The sequence below is a fragment of the Bacillus sp. FSL H8-0534 genome (assembly GCF_038005885.1).
Lineage (GTDB): Bacteria > Bacillota > Bacilli > Bacillales > Bacillaceae_G > Bacillus_A > Bacillus_A pseudomycoides.
In genome coordinates this window covers 834,377-851,533 of sequence record NZ_JBBOUC010000001.1, presented here as the reverse complement: position 1 = coordinate 851,533, position 17,157 = coordinate 834,377, and the positions used below count along the sequence as shown (strand labels likewise).

General features: G+C 35.9%; 19 protein-coding genes. 15 read left to right on the top strand and 4 right to left on the bottom strand.

The window, feature by feature from the left end:
- Position 1: 1 nt before the first annotated feature.
- Positions 2–1,105: an ABC transporter ATP-binding protein gene (locus tag MHH71_RS04440; RefSeq protein ID WP_003197473.1), complete on the bottom strand. Its 1,104-nt coding sequence runs from the start codon at positions 1,103–1,105 to the stop codon at positions 2–4.
- A 103-nt stretch (positions 1,106–1,208) separates the two neighbouring features.
- Entirely contained in the window at positions 1,209–2,072 is an 864-nt protein-coding gene (locus MHH71_RS04435) for a PucR family transcriptional regulator (protein ID WP_006094760.1), read from the bottom strand.
- 1,128 nt (positions 2,073–3,200) lie between these two features.
- Here MHH71_RS04435 and MHH71_RS04425 point away from each other — a divergent pair.
- The 10 genes from MHH71_RS04425 (at position 3,201) to MHH71_RS04380 (ending at position 12,616) form a co-directional block, all read left to right on the top strand.
- On the top strand, positions 3,201–4,511 hold the full coding sequence (locus tag MHH71_RS04425; RefSeq protein ID WP_018782161.1) for an aspartate aminotransferase family protein: 1,311 nt from the start codon (positions 3,201–3,203) through the stop codon (positions 4,509–4,511).
- Entirely contained in the window at positions 4,508–5,206 is a 699-nt protein-coding gene (gene atoD, locus MHH71_RS04420; protein WP_018782162.1) for an acetate CoA-transferase subunit alpha, read from the top strand. The genes MHH71_RS04425 and atoD overlap by 4 nt, the downstream gene beginning before the upstream one ends.
- Positions 5,191–5,853 carry a CoA transferase subunit B gene (locus MHH71_RS04415; RefSeq protein WP_018766387.1) on the top strand — a complete coding sequence of 221 codons (663 nt, stop codon included), beginning with the start codon at positions 5,191–5,193 and terminating at the stop codon, positions 5,851–5,853. The genes atoD and MHH71_RS04415 overlap by 16 nt, the downstream gene beginning before the upstream one ends.
- Positions 5,854–5,868: 15 nt before the next feature.
- A complete protein-coding gene (locus tag MHH71_RS04410) occupies positions 5,869–7,137 on the top strand; it encodes a peptidase (RefSeq protein ID WP_006094762.1) in 1,269 nt (422 codons plus the stop codon).
- Positions 7,134–7,985, top strand: a complete 852-nt coding sequence (gene ablB, locus MHH71_RS04405; protein WP_033798854.1) for a putative beta-lysine N-acetyltransferase — start codon at positions 7,134–7,136, stop codon at positions 7,983–7,985. Before MHH71_RS04410 ends, ablB begins: the two co-directional genes overlap by 4 nt.
- A 224-nt stretch (positions 7,986–8,209) precedes the next feature.
- Positions 8,210–9,601 carry a sigma-54 interaction domain-containing protein gene (locus MHH71_RS04400; protein ID WP_003197487.1) on the top strand — a complete coding sequence of 464 codons (1,392 nt, stop codon included), beginning with the start codon at positions 8,210–8,212 and terminating at the stop codon, positions 9,599–9,601.
- 210 nt (positions 9,602–9,811) lie between these two features.
- A complete protein-coding gene (ablA, locus tag MHH71_RS04395) occupies positions 9,812–11,230 on the top strand; it encodes a lysine 2,3-aminomutase (protein ID WP_018766384.1) in 1,419 nt (472 codons plus the stop codon).
- On the top strand, positions 11,227–11,499 hold the full coding sequence (locus tag MHH71_RS04390) for a YokU family protein (protein ID WP_018766383.1): 273 nt from the start codon (positions 11,227–11,229) through the stop codon (positions 11,497–11,499). Before ablA ends, MHH71_RS04390 begins: the two co-directional genes overlap by 4 nt.
- A gap of 72 nt (positions 11,500–11,571) precedes the next feature.
- Positions 11,572–11,787 (top strand): YozE family protein, encoded by a 216-nt coding sequence (locus MHH71_RS04385; protein ID WP_018766382.1) that lies wholly within the window; start codon positions 11,572–11,574, stop codon positions 11,785–11,787.
- A 166-nt stretch (positions 11,788–11,953) separates the two neighbouring features.
- Positions 11,954–12,616: a hypothetical protein gene (locus MHH71_RS04380; RefSeq protein ID WP_006094764.1), complete on the top strand. Its 663-nt coding sequence runs from the start codon at positions 11,954–11,956 to the stop codon at positions 12,614–12,616.
- On the opposite strand, the gene MHH71_RS04375 is transcribed toward MHH71_RS04380, so the two are convergent.
- Complete coding sequence (locus tag MHH71_RS04375; RefSeq protein ID WP_003197522.1) at positions 12,617–12,772, bottom strand: DUF3930 family protein; 156 nt, start codon at positions 12,770–12,772, stop codon at positions 12,617–12,619.
- A gap of 158 nt (positions 12,773–12,930) precedes the next feature.
- On the opposite strand from MHH71_RS04375, the gene MHH71_RS04370 reads away from it, so the two are divergent.
- The 5 genes from MHH71_RS04370 to MHH71_RS04350 all read left to right on the top strand — a co-directional run bounded on the left by MHH71_RS04370 (position 12,931) and on the right by MHH71_RS04350 (position 15,702).
- Positions 12,931–13,110 (top strand): YozD family protein, encoded by a 180-nt coding sequence (locus MHH71_RS04370; RefSeq protein ID WP_018782183.1) that lies wholly within the window; start codon positions 12,931–12,933, stop codon positions 13,108–13,110.
- A gap of 124 nt (positions 13,111–13,234) precedes the next feature.
- On the top strand, positions 13,235–13,426 hold the full coding sequence (locus MHH71_RS04365) for a hypothetical protein (RefSeq protein WP_017149660.1): 192 nt from the start codon (positions 13,235–13,237) through the stop codon (positions 13,424–13,426).
- Positions 13,426–14,247, top strand: coding sequence for a serine/threonine protein kinase (locus MHH71_RS04360; protein ID WP_018782184.1), 822 nt, complete (start codon positions 13,426–13,428; stop codon positions 14,245–14,247). The genes MHH71_RS04365 and MHH71_RS04360 overlap by 1 nt, the downstream gene beginning before the upstream one ends.
- Positions 14,229–14,984, top strand: coding sequence for a sporulation protein (locus MHH71_RS04355; protein ID WP_018766371.1), 756 nt, complete (start codon positions 14,229–14,231; stop codon positions 14,982–14,984). The genes MHH71_RS04360 and MHH71_RS04355 overlap by 19 nt, the downstream gene beginning before the upstream one ends.
- A gap of 82 nt (positions 14,985–15,066) precedes the next feature.
- A complete protein-coding gene (locus MHH71_RS04350; RefSeq protein WP_018782185.1) occupies positions 15,067–15,702 on the top strand; it encodes a phosphatase PAP2 family protein in 636 nt (211 codons plus the stop codon).
- On the opposite strand, the gene MHH71_RS04345 is transcribed toward MHH71_RS04350, so the two are convergent.
- Complete coding sequence (locus MHH71_RS04345) at positions 15,689–16,570, bottom strand: cation diffusion facilitator family transporter (protein WP_139358610.1); 882 nt, start codon at positions 16,568–16,570, stop codon at positions 15,689–15,691. The two genes, MHH71_RS04350 and MHH71_RS04345, sit on opposite strands and share 14 nt — an antisense overlap.
- Between the last annotated feature and the right edge of the window lie 587 nt (positions 16,571–17,157).

Sequence of the window (17,157 nt, the reverse complement as noted above, 5' to 3'; positions counted from 1 at the left end):
TCTATTCATTACGTATACGTTGTTCTGTATCAATATCGAAAAAGTGCGCTTTAGTTAAACTAAAAGCTAACGGAAGTTTATCGGTAGCTTTAATTTCTGAACGAGCGTTGATTCGTGCAACAAAGTTTTGACTCGCAAGTTTTCCATGAATCATCGTTTCAGCACCTAATAATTCAGCGACCTCAACTGTAATTTCGACAGTTGATTCAGGAGAAGATTGAAGAACAATTAGTTCATCATGAATGTCTTCAGGACGAATACCGAGTATGATTTCTTTTCCATTATATCCTTTTTTCTTTAATGCTTTTAGTTGGCCATCTGGTACTTTGAAACGAATATTTTCTATATGAAAATAGTTATCTTGTAATGTTCCGGTAAAGAAATTCATAGCTGGAGAACCAATGAATCCGCCAACAAAAATGTTTTCAGGAGCATCGTATACTTCTTTTGGCGTACCAACTTGCTGGATGACACCATCTTTCATAACAACAAGGCGTGATGCCATTGTCATTGCTTCTGTTTGATCATGTGTCACATATATAGTGGTCGTGTTTAAACGGCGATGAAGTTTAGAGATTTCAGAGCGCATACTTACGCGCAATTTTGCGTCTAAATTGGATAGAGGCTCGTCCATTAAAAATACTTTTGCGTCACGAACGATAGCTCTTCCTAGCGCAACACGTTGGCGTTGTCCACCTGATAATGCCTTTGGTTTTCGTTTTAAGTAATCTTCAAGTCCTAAGATTTTCGCAGCCTCTGTTACGCGGCGATTAATTTCATCTTTTGGAAGTTTGCGTAGTTTCAAGCCAAACGCCATATTATCATAAACAGACATATGTGGGTATAGTGCGTAATTTTGAAATACCATCGCAATGTCGCGATCTTTTGGAGCGACATCATTCATACGTTCTCCATCAATATAAAATGAACCATCAGAAATGTCTTCTAGACCCGCAATCATACGTAGAGTTGTTGATTTTCCACATCCAGAAGGACCGACAAATACGATAAACTCTTTATCTTCAATATGTAAATTAAAATCAGAAACAGCAGTCGTTTTATTATCATAAACTTTAAAAATATGATCTAATACGAGTTCTGCCACAATTACTCACTCCTTATTCTTTGAATTAATCGAATTATAAGATTTTTTTGTAGGTAGGTAAATTGGCAGATTGCACAAAAAAATGAGAGGTTTTTATGCAAGTTTACGAGATATCTAAAGAAAGAAATGCCATGTAAACTGCTACAGCGCCTTCAAATGTTTTGATATTAATTCCTGTTTTTTCAATGAATCTATCAATTCGATACTGCAAGGTATTACGATGCAAATATAAATGTTTCGCTGCAAGTGATACATTTAAATTACATTGGAAGAATACTTTAACACTATCGATTAGTTCTTTATCATTTGAAATGTGTGCTAACAATTGATTTGTATATTTTTCTCTTTCTTCTTTTGGTAATGAGATCATTAATTGGTAAGGGAGTAGGTGTTCAATGTGTATAATCTTTTTTGATAAATAGGGAGAAAGAAAAGAAAATAATGCTCGTTCCCATTGATACAAACGAGAAATTCCATTTGTTTCGGTATAGTGTCTGCCAATAAAAAAGGATAGAGATATAAAAAAATCTGTTTCTAATGTATCAAGGGCTGTTTGTAATATAGATTTCGATATATCTTCTTCTAAGATGAGAACGCCGGCTTGAGAAGTCTCCCATATCGTTGTAGTGACGAAAGAAAACATGGACTGTAAAGCATCTTGAAATTCTTCTCTTTCTACTATAGAGTGATTTGTGAAAAAATGTAAAAAACGAACAGATACGATAGGAATATCCTTATTTTGATATAACGCTTCATACCAAGACTTTTCTTTTTCTGTTTCATAAAATGTATCAGTATGAATGGGCGTTAAGATTGATGAAAGTAATTGACGTTCCCTTTGGTGTAAGCGAGATTTGCGAATCCCTACTTTGTTTCCTTCAACTAAAAACCAGCTATACTCCCCAGACAATACTGTTTCATTAACCGTTATATCTTTACCGTAATATGTTTTTAATTGTTGAATCATAGGAACACTCCTTTTCTTTTTCTGAGATAAAGTGAAACTTTCATTTAGCCAGACCAATTGATTTTTTTGTGGGCAATTATCCCGCGCACCTATCTTTCTCATTTGTACGGACTTTAAGGTAGGGAGAATTTTATTAGTAATTAACCTTCATCGATCAGATTTTTACGGGAAGAATCAATTTGATAAAAATAATCTTTCTCTTGCAGGCAATTCCATTCATGCTTTTTATTTCGCAATAAATAGAATTATATTGTTAAGCTATGAATAAAAATGTTTGAAAAATTTTATAAAAAATTCAGAAAATGTATTACGAAAGAAAAAGTTGTAATGGTATACTTCATAACAACTGGTAATGACAACATGATATCATGATTTAATTTATTATTTATATAATCAATATATCATGGAAAAGAATGTAGTTACGGTGGAAAAGGATGTTACGAACGATATGCATCGACTTCTGCACTTATTCGCCAATATAAAGAAGCATCTTGATTACCAATGATGCTGGTGTGTATGGAGCTTGTTATTTAGGGTTGAATCGCTGGGAGAGTTAGATAGATTAAGGTGCTATGTAAGAGGAGAAACCTCGTACAGAGGATTAGCACATTTGTTTTTTCTCAGTAAAAAATATTTTGTAAAATGCAATAAAAGCATGTTTTTTAATAGGAATAAGTAGATGTCGAAAATTTAAAAAATAAATTATATGAAAGAAACCTCCTATGATTGAGTAATCATAGGAGGTTTCTATTTGAAGGATTTGTCTAAATTTGTTGAAAAATATGACAGATAAACAAAATAAATAGGAAGGAAATTGACGGGAGTTTCGTCGAAGTTTACACAATGCCAGCAATTGAGCGAAGCTGATGGTATGGTGAAAAAATAATTAGGTAGTATGTTTTTTAGGCTTATTTTTTATAGGGGGGAGGATTTTTTTAAGAGGGGTAAAGGGTTTGGTCTTTTATTATATTTCTGAATGTTTATTTTTATTTTGATTTTTAGCACTCATTTGTATATTTTATAATAGTTTTTTGATAAATTCACTGCGTTTGCAGAGGGTTCTTTTTTATGAAAGAAACGTCAATTTTCTTCATATATATATACAAATTGGAGAAATGGGGGAGCGCTATGCGCGATTACTTAATTAAGCCACTTGTTGGTCAGCCGTATCCAATGATTTCACATGGAAAAGGTGTGTATTTGTATGATCAAAATGGTAATAAATATTTTGATGGTTCGTCAGGAGCGATTACGGCAGGTATCGGACATGGCGTAACAGAGATTGCGGAAGTGATTAAAAAGCAGGCAGAGGAGATTGCTTTTGTGTACCGCTCACAGTTTACGAGTGAGCCAGCTGAGAAGTTAGCAAAGAAGTTAAGTGATTTAAGTGTAGGAGATTTGAACTGGAGTTTCTTTGTGAATAGTGGTACAGAAGCGAATGAAACGGCTATGAAAATTGCGATTCAACATTTTCAAGAGCGCGGTATTCAAGGGAAACATAAAATTTTATCACGTTGGATGAGTTATCACGGTATTACGATGGGAGCTTTATCAATGTCAGGGCATCCACTTCGTCGCCAGCGATTTGTATCTATTTTAGAAGATTATCCAACTGTTCCAGCGCCGTATTGTTTCCGTTGTCCGGTGCAGAAAGTATATCCAACGTGTCAGCTTTCTTGTGCAACGGAATTAGAACGAGCAATTGAACGAATTGGTGCAGAACATATTGCAGCTTTTATAGCTGAACCGATTATTGGGGCGGCAGGCGGTGCGGTTGTACCACCGAAAGAATATTATAAAGTAATTAAAGATATTTGTAGCCATTATGATATTTTATTTATTGCTGATGAGGTGATGACAGGCCTTGGGCGTACAGGTGCATGGTTTGCGATGGAACACTGGGGCGTGGAGCCAGACATCATGACGTTAGGAAAGGGTCTAGGTGCTGGTTATACACCGATGGCCGCGACGGTTGTGAGTGACCGTGTGATGGAACCGATTTTACGAGGGTCGCGATCAGTTATGAGTGGGCATACGCTAAGTGCTAACCCGTTATCAGCCGCGACAGCTTTAGCGGTTATTGAATATATGGAGAAACATAACTTACCTGAAAAAACAGCTGAAAAAGGAGAATATTTAATAAAAGGATTGCAGAAAGTTCAGCAGCAATCGACAATTATTGCCGATGTGCGCGGAAAAGGACTCCTGATCGGAGTAGAATTGCAATCGTTTACAAAAGCGTCTGAGCTCATTTCAGTCGCGGCGAAAAACGGACTTCTTTTATATCAAGCTGTTTCAGGGCAAGCAGGAAAAGAGGATAGTGCGCTGCTTGTTGCACCGCCAATGACAACTACATATTCTGAGTTAGATGAGTTACTTGAGATTTTTGCGAAAAGTGTGGAAGAGATGATGCAAAAAGGAGGGCACAGTATCGTATGACAACCATTACAAATACATTTGGTAAATTAAAAGAAATTGAAGAGATTATGTCATTGTTTCATGATGATATGACGTTAATGTTTGGAGGGTTTGGCGGAATTGGATCCCCTCCATCATTAATACAGGCTATTGCACAAAAAGGAATTACAAATTTACATTTAATCGGAAATGATACGGGATTTCCAGATGTAGGAATTGGCCGCCTTGTAACAAATGAGCGAGTGAAATCATTAATTACTTCTCATATTGGTTCAAATCCAAATGCAGGAAGACAGTTAAATGAAGGACGATTACGGATTGAGTTTTCGCCTCAGGGAACGCTAGCAGAGCGAATTCGTGCAGGTGGAATGGGATTAGGCGGAATTCTTGTCGATGTTGGTGTGGATACGATTGTAGAGGAAGGAAAACGAACAGTCGAAATGAACGGAAAAACATATTTATTGGAAACGGCTTTAACTGCAGAGGTATCGATTGTATATGCGAAGAAGGCGGATCCGTTTGGCAATCTTGTGTTTGATAAAAGTGCTCGCAATATGAATCCACACGTTGCGATGGCTGGAGATATTACAATTGTTGAGGCAGAAGAAATCGTACCGCTTGGAAGTTTAGATCCTGAGGAAATTGTTGTTCCAGGTGTTTTTGTAAATTATATTGTGCCGTCGGAAGGAGTGAATTGGAAATGGGTATGGGAGTAGAAGTACGAGATAAGATAGCAAGGCGTGCTGCGAAAGAAATTCAAAATGGAATGATTGTAAATTTAGGGATTGGTATCCCTTCTCTTGTACCTAACCATTTGCCTGAAGATATACATGTTATGTTCCAGGCGGAAAATGGAATCGTTGGAATGGGCCCGACGCCAAGTAAAGGAAGCGAAGATGAAAACTTGTGTAATGCGGCTGGATTGCCGACGTCACTCATTACAGGAGCAAGTTATTTTGACAGTTGCACGGCATTTGGAATGATTCGAAAAGGGTTGCTTGATGTAACAATACTTGGTTCACTACAAGTAAGTGAAAAAGGTGATTTAGCAAATTGGATTGTTCCCGGGAAACGTGTTCCTGGTATTGGCGGAGCGATGGATTTAGCGCAAAAAGCAAAGCGGGTCGTTGTTGTGATGAATCACGTTGATAAGTATGGAAATGCAAAAATTGTTTCAGAATGTACGCTTCCATTAACGTCGAAAAGGTGCGTGGATTTAATTATTACAGATATGGCTGTAATGGAAGTTACTTCTGAAGGTTTAATACTCCAAGAGTTAATGAGCCCTTATACAGTAGAGGATGTAAAACGAAATACGGAGGCATCTTTTCATGTGAGTTCTAATTTACTTGTGATTGAATGAGAGGAGCTAACAAATATGGAGCAATTAAAAAAACAAGTGTGTGATTATATTGAAAGTCATGAAGGAGAAAGTGTAAAGCTCTTAAAACGATTAATTCAAGAAAAAAGTGTATCTGGAGATGAGAGCGGCGCGCAAGCAATTGTCATTGAAAAACTACGTGAATTAGGTTTAGATCTCGATATTTGGGAGCCTTCTTTTACAAAAATGAAAGATCATCCTTATTTTGTATCTCCAAGAACGAATTTTTCAGATAGCCCAAATATTGTTGCGACGTTAAAAGGAAGCGGCGATGGAAAATCAATGATTTTAAATGGACATATCGATGTTGTACCAGAAGGTGATGTGAATCAGTGGGAACACCATCCATATAGTGGTGAAAAAGTAGGGAATCGCATATATGGTCGTGGAACAACCGATATGAAGGGCGGCAATGTGGCGCTTATGCTGGCAATCGAAGCGATTGTAGAACTGGGTATTGAGTTAAAAGGAGATATTTATTTTCAAAGTGTAATAGAAGAGGAGAGCGGTGGAGCAGGTACTTTAGCAGCAATTTTACGAGGGTATAAGGCAGATGGGGTTATCATTCCAGAACCAACAAATATGAAGTTTTTCCCGAAACAACAAGGTTCGATGTGGTTTCGCTTGCATGTGAAAGGAAAAGCAGCACATGGCGGGACTCGTTATGAAGGAGTAAGTGCAATTGAAAAGAGCGTGTTTGTTGTTGAACATTTGAGACAATTAGAACAGAAAAGAAATGAACGGATTACAGACCCGTTATATAAAGAAATTCCAATCCCTGTTCCAATCAATGTTGGGAAAATTGAAGGTGGTAGCTGGCCAAGCTCCGTACCAGATTCGTTGATTTTAGAAGGAAGATGTGGAGTTGCGCCGAATGAGACTATGGAGGCGGTAAAAGAAGAATTTGAAAATTGGATAGGGCAATTAAAGAATGTAGATCCATGGTTCGAAGAATATCCAGTAGAGGTAGAATGGTTTGGGGCAAGGTGGGTCCCAGGTGAATTAGATGAGGAGCATGCGCTCATTACAACGCTTCAAGATAATTTTGCTCAAATTGAAGGAAGAAGTCCAATTATAGAAGCATCACCATGGGGCACAGATGGTGGTTTATTTACACAAATCGCAGAAATCCCAACCATTATATTCGGACCAGGAGAGACAAAGGTAGCCCACTATCCAAATGAATACATTGAAGTGGATAAAATGATTGCCGCAGCAAAAGTTATTGCATGTACATTACTAGACTGGTGTGAGGTGAAAAAATGAACTATTATGAATCATTCAGAGAACAGACAAACTACTATACTGTAGAAGGAGTGCTAGATTATTTTAATAAACGTATTCGGGTAGATCATTATACAGGAAATGTAGAAAGTCTTATGCGAAAAATAGAAGAGTTAGCAGAGAAGCATTCTTTCACCAAATGCATTATAAAAGGAAAGGGAGAGCATGTTTCGGCGTGGCTCTCTTTTGGCTTTTTATTAGAAGCGACGATTCCACATTATTTTCAAGGACATGATGCATACTTTTTCGTAAAATATCGTGATGATGAAAGACGAAATAGTATCCAGTGGATTGATGAGGACCGCATTATAGATGGTGTGAGAGAAAAGGAAGTAAAGGAGAAACAAGTTCCAGAAAAATTTGTACTACGAAAAGCGACAGAGGCAGACGCAGAAGAATTGGCAGGTGTATTTGGAAAAGTGTTTGAAATTTATCCGACACCGTTAAATGAAGCAGACTATATTGTTCAGACGATGAAAGAAGATACGATTTATTATGTGTATGAATCAGAGGAACGTATTATTAGTACTGCTTCAGCAGAAATGAATGTGAAAGAAGGTAACGCAGAATTAACGAATTGTGCAACTTTACCTGAATATCGAAAGCATGGATTTATGAAAAGTTTACTCATTAAGTTAGAAGAAGAACTACAAGAGAGAGCAATCTTTTGTTCTTACACAATCGCACGTTCACTTTCGTTTGGTATGAATGCAGCTTTTCATCAGCTAGGATATACATACACAGGAAGGCTAGCAAATAATTGTTATATTTTTGATAAATTAGAAGATATGAATGTATGGGTAAAAGATTTATCCCGCATGAATGGGTAGTAAAATCTTTACTTGAAAGTTTAGAATACCGGATTGCTGTGGGCTAATAATCAGTGGGGGATGAAGCCCCCCGCTGATTAGAGTTGCACTTTATTACTTGTTGGCGGGAAAGTAATGATATGAAATAAATAGAAAAGTAGAACGGAATCGTAATGCTTATAATCGCGCACAGGGGTGCCGGAAATTCGGCATATAAATTGCTGAATTTTTAGCAAGAGGGGGGAATGACATTGCTGGCAGTTTCGACACAAGAAGTCATTGAAGCGATTTTGGGCAGTATTGATGAAGCGATTCATGCTGTGGATGAGAATGGTATTACAATTTTTTATAATACTGTTGCTGCAAAACATGACGGATCAAAGATTGAGAATGTATTGGGTAAGCATTTATTAGAAGCATTCCCATCTCTATCAAGGGAAACGAGTACACTTATGAAAGTTTTAAATACAAAAAAGCCGATTTTACATCAAGTGCAGCGTTATCAAAATTTAAATGGTGAAGATGTTTGTACTGTAAATACCACATTACCTATTTTTATAGAAGGTGAAATTGCAGGTGCTGTTGAAATCGCAAAAGATTACTCGACGATTCAAAAATTAACGGATACAATTGTTGATTTACAATCGAAAATGAAACGATCCTCTAGGAAGAAGATAACAAAAAAACACGTTGCTTTTAATACAATTGTGACGAATGATTCCCGCTTTAAACAAACAAAAGATTTGGCGCAAAAGGTAGCTCCAACAAATGCAAACGTTTTAATATACGGGGAAACAGGAACAGGAAAGGAACTATTTGTACAAGCGATTCATGAGGCTTCCAACCGTAAAAACAAACCGTTTATTGCCCAGAATTGTGCAGCTCTTCCAGAGTCCTTACTAGAAAGTCTATTATTTGGGACAACTAAAGGGAGTTATACTGGAGCTATTGAACGTGCGGGGCTATTTGAACTTGCAGATGGAGGGACATTATTTTTAGATGAATTAAATTCGATGCCCCTTGATCTGCAGGCGAAAATGCTACGTGCATTAGAAGATGGAGTAATTCGTCGCATCGGTGATAGTAAGACGAGAAAAGTAGATGTTCGCGTGATTACGGCGATGAATCAACCTCCAGAAGTATGTTTACGTGAAAATAAAATTCGTACCGATTTATATTATCGTTTAAATGTATTTTCTCTATATATTCCACCGCTTCGTGAACGAAAAGAAGATGTATTATTGTTAGCATCCTACTTTTTAAGAGACTATAACAAAGAATATAAAAAACAGGTGCTCCATATTGATAATGGGACGAAAGAAAGGTTGCTAGCATATCATTGGCCTGGAAATGTAAGAGAGTTAAAACACACGATTGAACACGCTGTAATTATTGCAGAAGGAGGTTCATTAACAGTTAGTTGTTTACCACGAACATTTCGAAAAGAAGTAGATTCAAAGAAACAGAAGAAATCTATTCTTCCATTACGTGAGGCACTTCACCAAACAGAGAAAGAATTAATTAATCAAGCGCTAATGGAAACGGATGGGAATATTTTGCAAGCTGCTAAATTATTAGGTATTCCAAGACAAACATTGCAGTATAAATTAAATAAGTATGACAAAACCGCCGAATAATTGGCGGTTTTTGTGTGTTTGCACCAAAAAAAGAGCGTTTACATATACAGAAAGTAACGAATATTGTATTGAGTAGAGCGCCATTTAAAATAAGAAAAATATTTTTTCTCATATATAATAGGGTATCTTTCGTCATCACTTCTTGAAAATGTGGAGTTGGCATAATTATTGCTTATATAAATGGCGAGCGTAAAAAAAGGGGGAATAGCAATGTTACATGATGTATACAAACCAAATCGTCACTGGAAAGATATCGAATTATGGAAAGATGTTACAGAAGAGCAATGGAATGATTGGGTTTGGCAATTAACGAATACGATCAAAACGTTAGATGATTTAAAGAAAGTGATTAATTTGACACCAGAAGAAGAAGAAGGTGTTAAAATTTCAACAAAAACGATTCCGTTAAATATTACACCGTACTATGCTTCTCTTATGAATCCTGATGATCCACGCTGTCCGATTCGGATGCAATCTGTACCGATTTCGGAAGAATTATATAAAACAAAGTATGATTTAGAAGATCCGCTTCATGAAGATGAGGATTCACCAGTTCCAGGTTTAACACATCGTTATCCAGACCGCGTGTTATTTTTAGTAACAAATCAATGTTCTATGTACTGTCGTTACTGTACACGTCGTCGTTTTAGTGGACAAATTGGAATGGGTGTTCCGAAAAAACAATTAGATGATGCAATTGCTTATATTCGTGAAACGCCACAAGTACGAGATGTTTTAATTTCTGGTGGGGATGGTCTTCTTATTAATGATAAAATCTTAGAATACGTATTAAAAAATTTACGCGCAATTCCGCATGTGGAAATTATTCGTATCGGAACGAGAGCGCCAGTTGTATTCCCGCAACGTATTACAGAAAATCTATGTAATATTATTAAAAAATATCACCCAGTATGGTTAAATACGCACTTTAACACTTCTATTGAAATTACAGAAGAATCAAAACTAGCATGTGAAATGCTTGCAAATGCAGGTGTTCCAATTGGAAACCAAGCGGTTATTTTAGCAGGTATTAATGATAGCGTTCCGATTATGAAAAAACTGATGCACGATTTAGTAAAAATTCGTGTTCGTCCGTATTACATTTATCAATGTGATTTATCAGAAGGTATCGGTCATTTCCGCGCTCCGGTTTCAAAAGGATTAGAAATTATTGAAGGGTTACGTGGACATACGTCTGGTTATGCGGTCCCAACGTTCGTTGTAGATGCACCAGGAGGCGGCGGGAAAATTGCTCTTCAGCCAAATTATTTAATTTCACAAAGCGCAGATAAAGTTGTTCTTCGTAACTTTGAAGGTGTTATTACAACATATCCAGAACCAGAAAACTATGTACCAGGAAGAGCGGAAGGTTACTTTAAAGAGATTTATCCAACATATGAAGAGAAACGTTCGGATATTGGTGTAGCAGGATTGATGAGTGATAAGAAATTTAATCTTGTTCCGGATGATTTACAACGTATGAATCGTCGGAAAGATTATGAAACAAATGAAACACATTCTTCTTTAAAAGATAAACGAGATAAGCGTGATCAGTTAAAAGATAAAAAGTATCAAGCCCAAATGTCGAAATTAGAAGATGGCAAAAAAGCTGAGGGTGACGCAGTATGAATTGTATGTGGTGTGACAGTACAGAAGCAAGAGAAAGTCTGAATACTGTATATTGGGAATTGCCAGATGGTACAAAAGCCATTGAAATTCAAAAGACACCATGTATTTCGTGTTCATCATGTGGAATGGACTATCAGGCTGATCATGTTGTAAAAGAAATAGAAGATCAGTTGTTTTTAATTTATACAAAAGATTTACCAAAACAATTGACATATGAAGAATTAATGGAACGTCCACGTCTCCTAAAAAGAAATTATTTCGACTTTTAACCAGCGATTATGCTGGTTTTTTTCTTTTTACCCTTGTATAATGTATCCAAGTTAGAAAGGTAGGGAATATGTTTGAAAAAGTCATTTTATCACTATATGATGAAGTATCGTGCGTCTTTAATCAGAAATGAAATATCAGATTTAGCTGAAGCTATGTACGATGATTTAAGTTTTCCGAAGCAATCAGAAGATTACGATGAAATTAGTTCATATTTAGAATTAAGTGGATTACTAGGCAGTATGTCTATTTTTGATGAGGCGTGGGAGCTATACATACAAGAAAGATAACGATTAAACATATACAAATATATCTGTATTGGTGTACATCACTCTATAAAAAGTGATGTATTTTTTTATTGAAAAATTTTTTGAATATAAGCTGATGTGATAAGCGTTTTTCTGCCGTTTGCATATACTGGTATCAAAATCACGACTTTAAAAAGGAGAGATATAAATGGCAAGAAAAAAACAACCTAAATATAATGTAGGAGATATAGTCGTGATTACGCTATATGGAACTGTTGGCAAAATTACAAATATGAAAATATTAGATGGCGTTTATGTATATGAAGTTAATAATCATGATGGATATTACGTGGAACAAACACTTCAACATGTTACGGAACAAGAAATGAAAAAAGGTGAAACAGAATGGATTGAATTACGCTATCATTTTACGTTCGGTGATCTTGTGCAAGTTACGGGATATGATAAAGATGTTTTTCGTATCGTTGGGTTTCGCACAGAGGTGTGGCGGTATAAAAATGATGCCTGGGAAGATACAATATATGAATTATCGAGAATTACAGATGGTGAGTGGTTAGAGGCTGATGAATCAGATTTAACTTTGCTTGCGAATGCACAAACTGCTAATGCAATCTTGAAAAAAATGAAACAAGATAAAGCCGGGATGAATAAATTAGATTTAGGAAAATTGAAGTCAATAAACAACTCAAAAAAGGTGAGTATTAAAACAAGCAGACAAGAAATTATTGATGGATTATTAGATATTTATAACGACTATCAATTATTATACGAAACATTTCAAGATGAAGAATATAAAATTGTTATGGATGTCGTCCATAATTATTTAGTTAAATTAACAGAGAAAAAATAGTTAGAAAGCAAGAAGGAATTGAACAAAAATATATATTGTGTACGGTATACCTACAATAGTTAAAAAAATAATAAGCCCTTTAATGATAGAGTCTGCCCATTTATCTTCATGCATGAACTCTTCTTTTCTTTGCTCTATTTCATATTGATATTCCATTCGTATTTCCCCCTTCAAATAGCTTGTACTACATCGTATGCTGCAAGATGAAAGGATATGACAGACAAGTATGATTTGGAAAAGAAAATCTATTTTTCTAATCTCGTATACATAATTTTGGGATTTTTTCATAAAACAGAAATAAAGGGGTGATGCTCATGAAGGAAATTGAAGTCGTAATTGATACGGAAGAAATTGCGGAGTTTTTTTATGAGCAACTAATTGAGAGAGGGTATGTACCAAAGCGAGAAGAGATTGAAGATCTCGCTGATATTACATTTGAATATTTACTAGAAAAATGTATGATTGATGAAGTGTTTGATGAGGAGGAAGGGTGAAAGTAACGACGGGATCTACTCGTCGTTTTTTACACTTCAAAATTCTTTCTTTACAAACTTGTCACAAACATAAAGCGTAATTATTGATATAATAAAAAGAAAATTTTAAGCAAGAGGTGAAGGGATGTTCAAAAAAATTATTGATTCTTTACTAGGAAAGAAGAATAGATATCGTTCGTATTCAAGTAGTGATTATCGTCATAGAGGTCGTTCGTATTCAAGTAGTGATTATAACAAGAGGAGAAATTCTCATGGCTATGGACATCAGCATTATAAAAGAAAGCGTAAAAGCCGCAGCTTTTTTTCAAGTAGTTGATGAAATGGCGTGATATACTCGCCTGGTTTGATAGACCGCTGCGTATGGATACAATTGTCTCGCAGCGCTATAAAATTGAATCAGTAATTGGAATGGGCAGCTATGGCTTTACATATATCGTTTATGATTTGCAAACGAAAGAAAAAAGAGTTTTGAAACAGTTAAGACAAAGTAAGCAAAAATATATGTCAGGTAGAAGGTCATTCGCACAGGAGCAAGCGATTTTAGAGCAGTTAGATCATCCGGCAATACCGCGCTTATATAACGGCTTTATATGGAAAAAACAGCCGTTTTTTGTAATGGAGTACATGCCAGGTAAGAATTTTGAAGACTTCATTTTCAAAGATGGACATGTATATGAAGAGCGTGAGGTTTTTCAGATTTTATATAAAGTACTTGAGCCAGTTTCTTATTTTCATAGTAAAGGTATTATTCACCGAGACTTACGAATTCCTAACATTTTAATAAAAGAGGAGCAGATTAGTATTATCGATTTTGGATTAGCTAGATTTATAGAAGAAATCGATGAACGAGCATCTACCTATGAAGGAGAACAAGCCTATATGCGAGAAATTCACTATCGTAGTGATTTTTATGCGCTAGGCCACTTTACATTATTTTTATTATACTCTGGCTATGAATCTACTGCAAAAGAAGAAAGGCCATGGTATGAAGAGTTACAGCTAATGAAAGAAAACTGTGAAATTATTATGCGAATGCTACGGATGAAGCCTCCTTATTACGAAAATATACAAGAAGTTAGAGAAGATGTACGCCATGCATTAGAAAGGATGGGGGATACATGTTTCAAAAGTTTTTAGCAAGCGTTGGAATAGGAAATGCAAAAGTGGATACAGTTCTTGAGAAAGATGAATATTTAGTAGGAGAAGAAATTGTAGGTGTGGTTCATATTACGGGTGGATCAGTCAATCAACAAATTGAAAGCATTTATTTAACACTATCGACATCGTATATACGAGAAGTAGATGATAAAAAAGTAAGTGCTACATTCGATCTAGAACGAGTACGTTTAACCGAACCTATTACGATATCTCCAAATGAAAAAGTAGAAATTCCATTTTCATTCTCAATGCCAATTGAAGCGCCACTTACATTTGGAATGAAAACGGTTTGGATTCATACAGGTCTTGATATTAAGCACAGTATTGATCCGAGTGATCGTGATTACATTCAGGTGCTACCGAATGTGTTATTAAACAGTGTTTTAGATAGCGTAAAACAATTAGGATTTAGGCTTCGTCAAGCGGAGTGTGAAGAATTACCACGTCATTTACGTGCCAATATTCCATTTGCGCAAGAGTTTGAGTTCATTCCAGTTTCCGGACAGTATTATGGCAAATTGGATGAATTGGAATTATTAATTTTACCACGTGCTTATGATCGTTTGGACATTATTATGGAAGTTGACAGAAAAGCCCGTGGATTAGCAGGTTTATTTTCAGAAGCTTTAGACTTAGATGAAAGAGTTGTTCGCTTTACTGTAACACGTGAAGACATTCCAACGATGCAGCAAAAAATTAACAGTTATATTTCTTAATAAATGATGCATAAAAAAGAAATGGGGAGGAAAACTAAAACAACCGCTCCATTTCTTATTTTTATATAGTGAGGTTATGTATGTGAAACGATATCGACATGTATACTTGTTAAGTACGTTACTCATTTGTTTTGTCGGATTATCACTTTCGTATCATACCGCTTGTGTTGAGAGATTTGATGATGTTATTTCCAAATTTATTCAAGGTTTTCGGAACGATTATTTGACAGCTTATTTTATCTGGATGTCTTATATTGGTTCAAAAAAAATATATTTTCCAGTATTAATCATAGTTGTAATGTACTTTCTCATTCGAAAAAAGTTGTTAAGTGCGTTATTTTTAATCGTTAATTATTATGGATCTCGCTATCTTAACAGCCTCTTAAAATTATGGTACGAGCGCCCAAGACCGGATGTCACGCAGCTTGTTACAGCTACAGGGTATAGTTTTCCGAGCGGCCATACGATGAATGCTACAGCATTTTTAGGGTTTATCGCCTATGTAACAATCACAGAACATCGCATTACACTGCATAAAAAGTTGTTGCTTATTTTTATTACATGTTTTGTTATATTTTCTATTTCTGTTAGCCGTGTATATCTCGGTGTCCATTATCCATCCGATATATTAGCGGGCTGGGCAGCGGGTGGAAGTTGGCTTATTTTATGTATTATGTTTCATCAAGCATTCATCAAAAAAGAACCTATGTCATCATAGGTTCTTTTTGCATAGGTTCAACATGAATATGAGTGTGTGAAATTCCAAATTTTCGTTCTAACATTTCTTCAATTTTATCGGTAATATGATGGCTTTTACTCACGTCCATACGGGCATCTACTTCAATCGTAATATCCACATACGTTTGGTTTCCATACATACGTGCGCGAATATCAACAATATGTTCAACACCAGAAACGAGTCTGACAGCTTGTGAATATTCCTCCATTTTATCCGGATCAATGCCGTCAGTTAACATATGAGAAGCTTCTATAAAGATGTCCCACGCAGTTTTGCAAATAATAAAGCCAACGATTAACGCCGCAATTGGATCGAGGATAGGCATGTGGAACTGTGATGCTACAATGCCGACAACTGTACCTATACTCACGAGAGCATCTGATAAATTATCTTTTGCAGCGGCTTCTAATGCTTTACTTTTTGTTCGCTGCGCAATTTTATTATTATATTTGTACACGACGTACATGACGACAGCACAAAATAAGGCAACCCATGCTGCAAGTACATTTGGTGCGGTTTTTTGCGGATTGAAAAACGATTGAATTGCACTTACGATTACTTCTAAGCTGACCGTCGCCATAATAAAGGAGGCAACAAGTGAAGCGATTTGTTCTGCACGTGAATGTCCGTATGGATGATCCGGATCACGGGGTTTACGAGAAATTTTAAGACCAATTAATACAGCTAAAGAAGCACCAATATCTGTTAAGTTATTTAAACCATCCGCCCGTAATGCACTGGAAAGGGCAATATAGCTAATTACGATTTTCAGTGATGATAAAAATATGTAGGCGATAATGCTGACAATAGCTCCTTTATCAGCTTCTTTATTAGAAAGTGAATTCATAATGATCACTCACCTTTCTGTTAGGAAATTCTTTCTATTAATAGAGTATCAAACGAAACTCGTGTGGGTCTATACAAACATTGTTGACGCTTTATAGTTTTTTAAGTAGGGGATAACAAAGTTTCGCAAAGGAAAAATATGTTGCAAAGTACAAAGTGAGAAAAGGTAAAAATTTCATCGGATTTCCTTTACGATATAAGGAAGGGGGGAGATGCGCAAAATATTATCCTGTTTTTTACGATCCTTAGTATCACAGGGGGTAAGTCGTCCAATGAGGAAGCAAGATATTTCTATGCTATCGATAGCTATTTCGAAAGGATTTGGCGGTTTAAATGAAGCTTATTTTATGAATATTGAATGAAGATGAACAAAAATTAAAGGGGATTAGTAATCTGCTATATGATTTGTTAATTACATATAAAAATGGAGATGTATCTTGGAGATGAAGGAGAAAGAAGTATCCTAATGTATATTGGTCAGGAGGAAATAGCCTATTACACTTCTGAAGAAATGACTAAGTAATTACGAAAGAAAATCATTAAAAAAGACTAAAAAAGTGCCTCTGAAAGAATATATCTCAGAGCCAC

Coding starts and splice junctions, on each gene's coding strand:
- MHH71_RS04435 (WP_006094760.1), bottom strand. CDS start 2,072: ATGATTCAACAATTAAAAACATATTACGGTAAAGATATAACGGTTAAT.
- MHH71_RS04425 (WP_018782161.1), top strand. CDS start 3,201: ATGCGCGATTACTTAATTAAGCCACTTGTTGGTCAGCCGTATCCAATG.
- atoD (WP_018782162.1), top strand. CDS start 4,508: ATGACAACCATTACAAATACATTTGGTAAATTAAAAGAAATTGAAGAG.
- MHH71_RS04415 (WP_018766387.1), top strand. CDS start 5,191: ATGGGTATGGGAGTAGAAGTACGAGATAAGATAGCAAGGCGTGCTGCG.
- MHH71_RS04410 (WP_006094762.1), top strand. CDS start 5,869: ATGGAGCAATTAAAAAAACAAGTGTGTGATTATATTGAAAGTCATGAA.
- ablB (WP_033798854.1), top strand. CDS start 7,134: ATGAACTATTATGAATCATTCAGAGAACAGACAAACTACTATACTGTA.
- MHH71_RS04400 (WP_003197487.1), top strand. CDS start 8,210: ATGACATTGCTGGCAGTTTCGACACAAGAAGTCATTGAAGCGATTTTG.
- ablA (WP_018766384.1), top strand. CDS start 9,812: ATGTTACATGATGTATACAAACCAAATCGTCACTGGAAAGATATCGAA.
- MHH71_RS04390 (WP_018766383.1), top strand. CDS start 11,227: ATGAATTGTATGTGGTGTGACAGTACAGAAGCAAGAGAAAGTCTGAAT.
- MHH71_RS04380 (WP_006094764.1), top strand. CDS start 11,954: ATGGCAAGAAAAAAACAACCTAAATATAATGTAGGAGATATAGTCGTG.
- MHH71_RS04375 (WP_003197522.1), bottom strand. CDS start 12,772: ATGGAATATCAATATGAAATAGAGCAAAGAAAAGAAGAGTTCATGCAT.
- MHH71_RS04370 (WP_018782183.1), top strand. CDS start 12,931: ATGAAGGAAATTGAAGTCGTAATTGATACGGAAGAAATTGCGGAGTTT.
- MHH71_RS04365 (WP_017149660.1), top strand. CDS start 13,235: ATGTTCAAAAAAATTATTGATTCTTTACTAGGAAAGAAGAATAGATAT.
- MHH71_RS04360 (WP_018782184.1), top strand. CDS start 13,426: ATGAAATGGCGTGATATACTCGCCTGGTTTGATAGACCGCTGCGTATG.
- MHH71_RS04355 (WP_018766371.1), top strand. CDS start 14,229: ATGTTTCAAAAGTTTTTAGCAAGCGTTGGAATAGGAAATGCAAAAGTG.
- MHH71_RS04345 (WP_139358610.1), bottom strand. CDS start 16,570: ATGAATTCACTTTCTAATAAAGAAGCTGATAAAGGAGCTATTGTCAGC.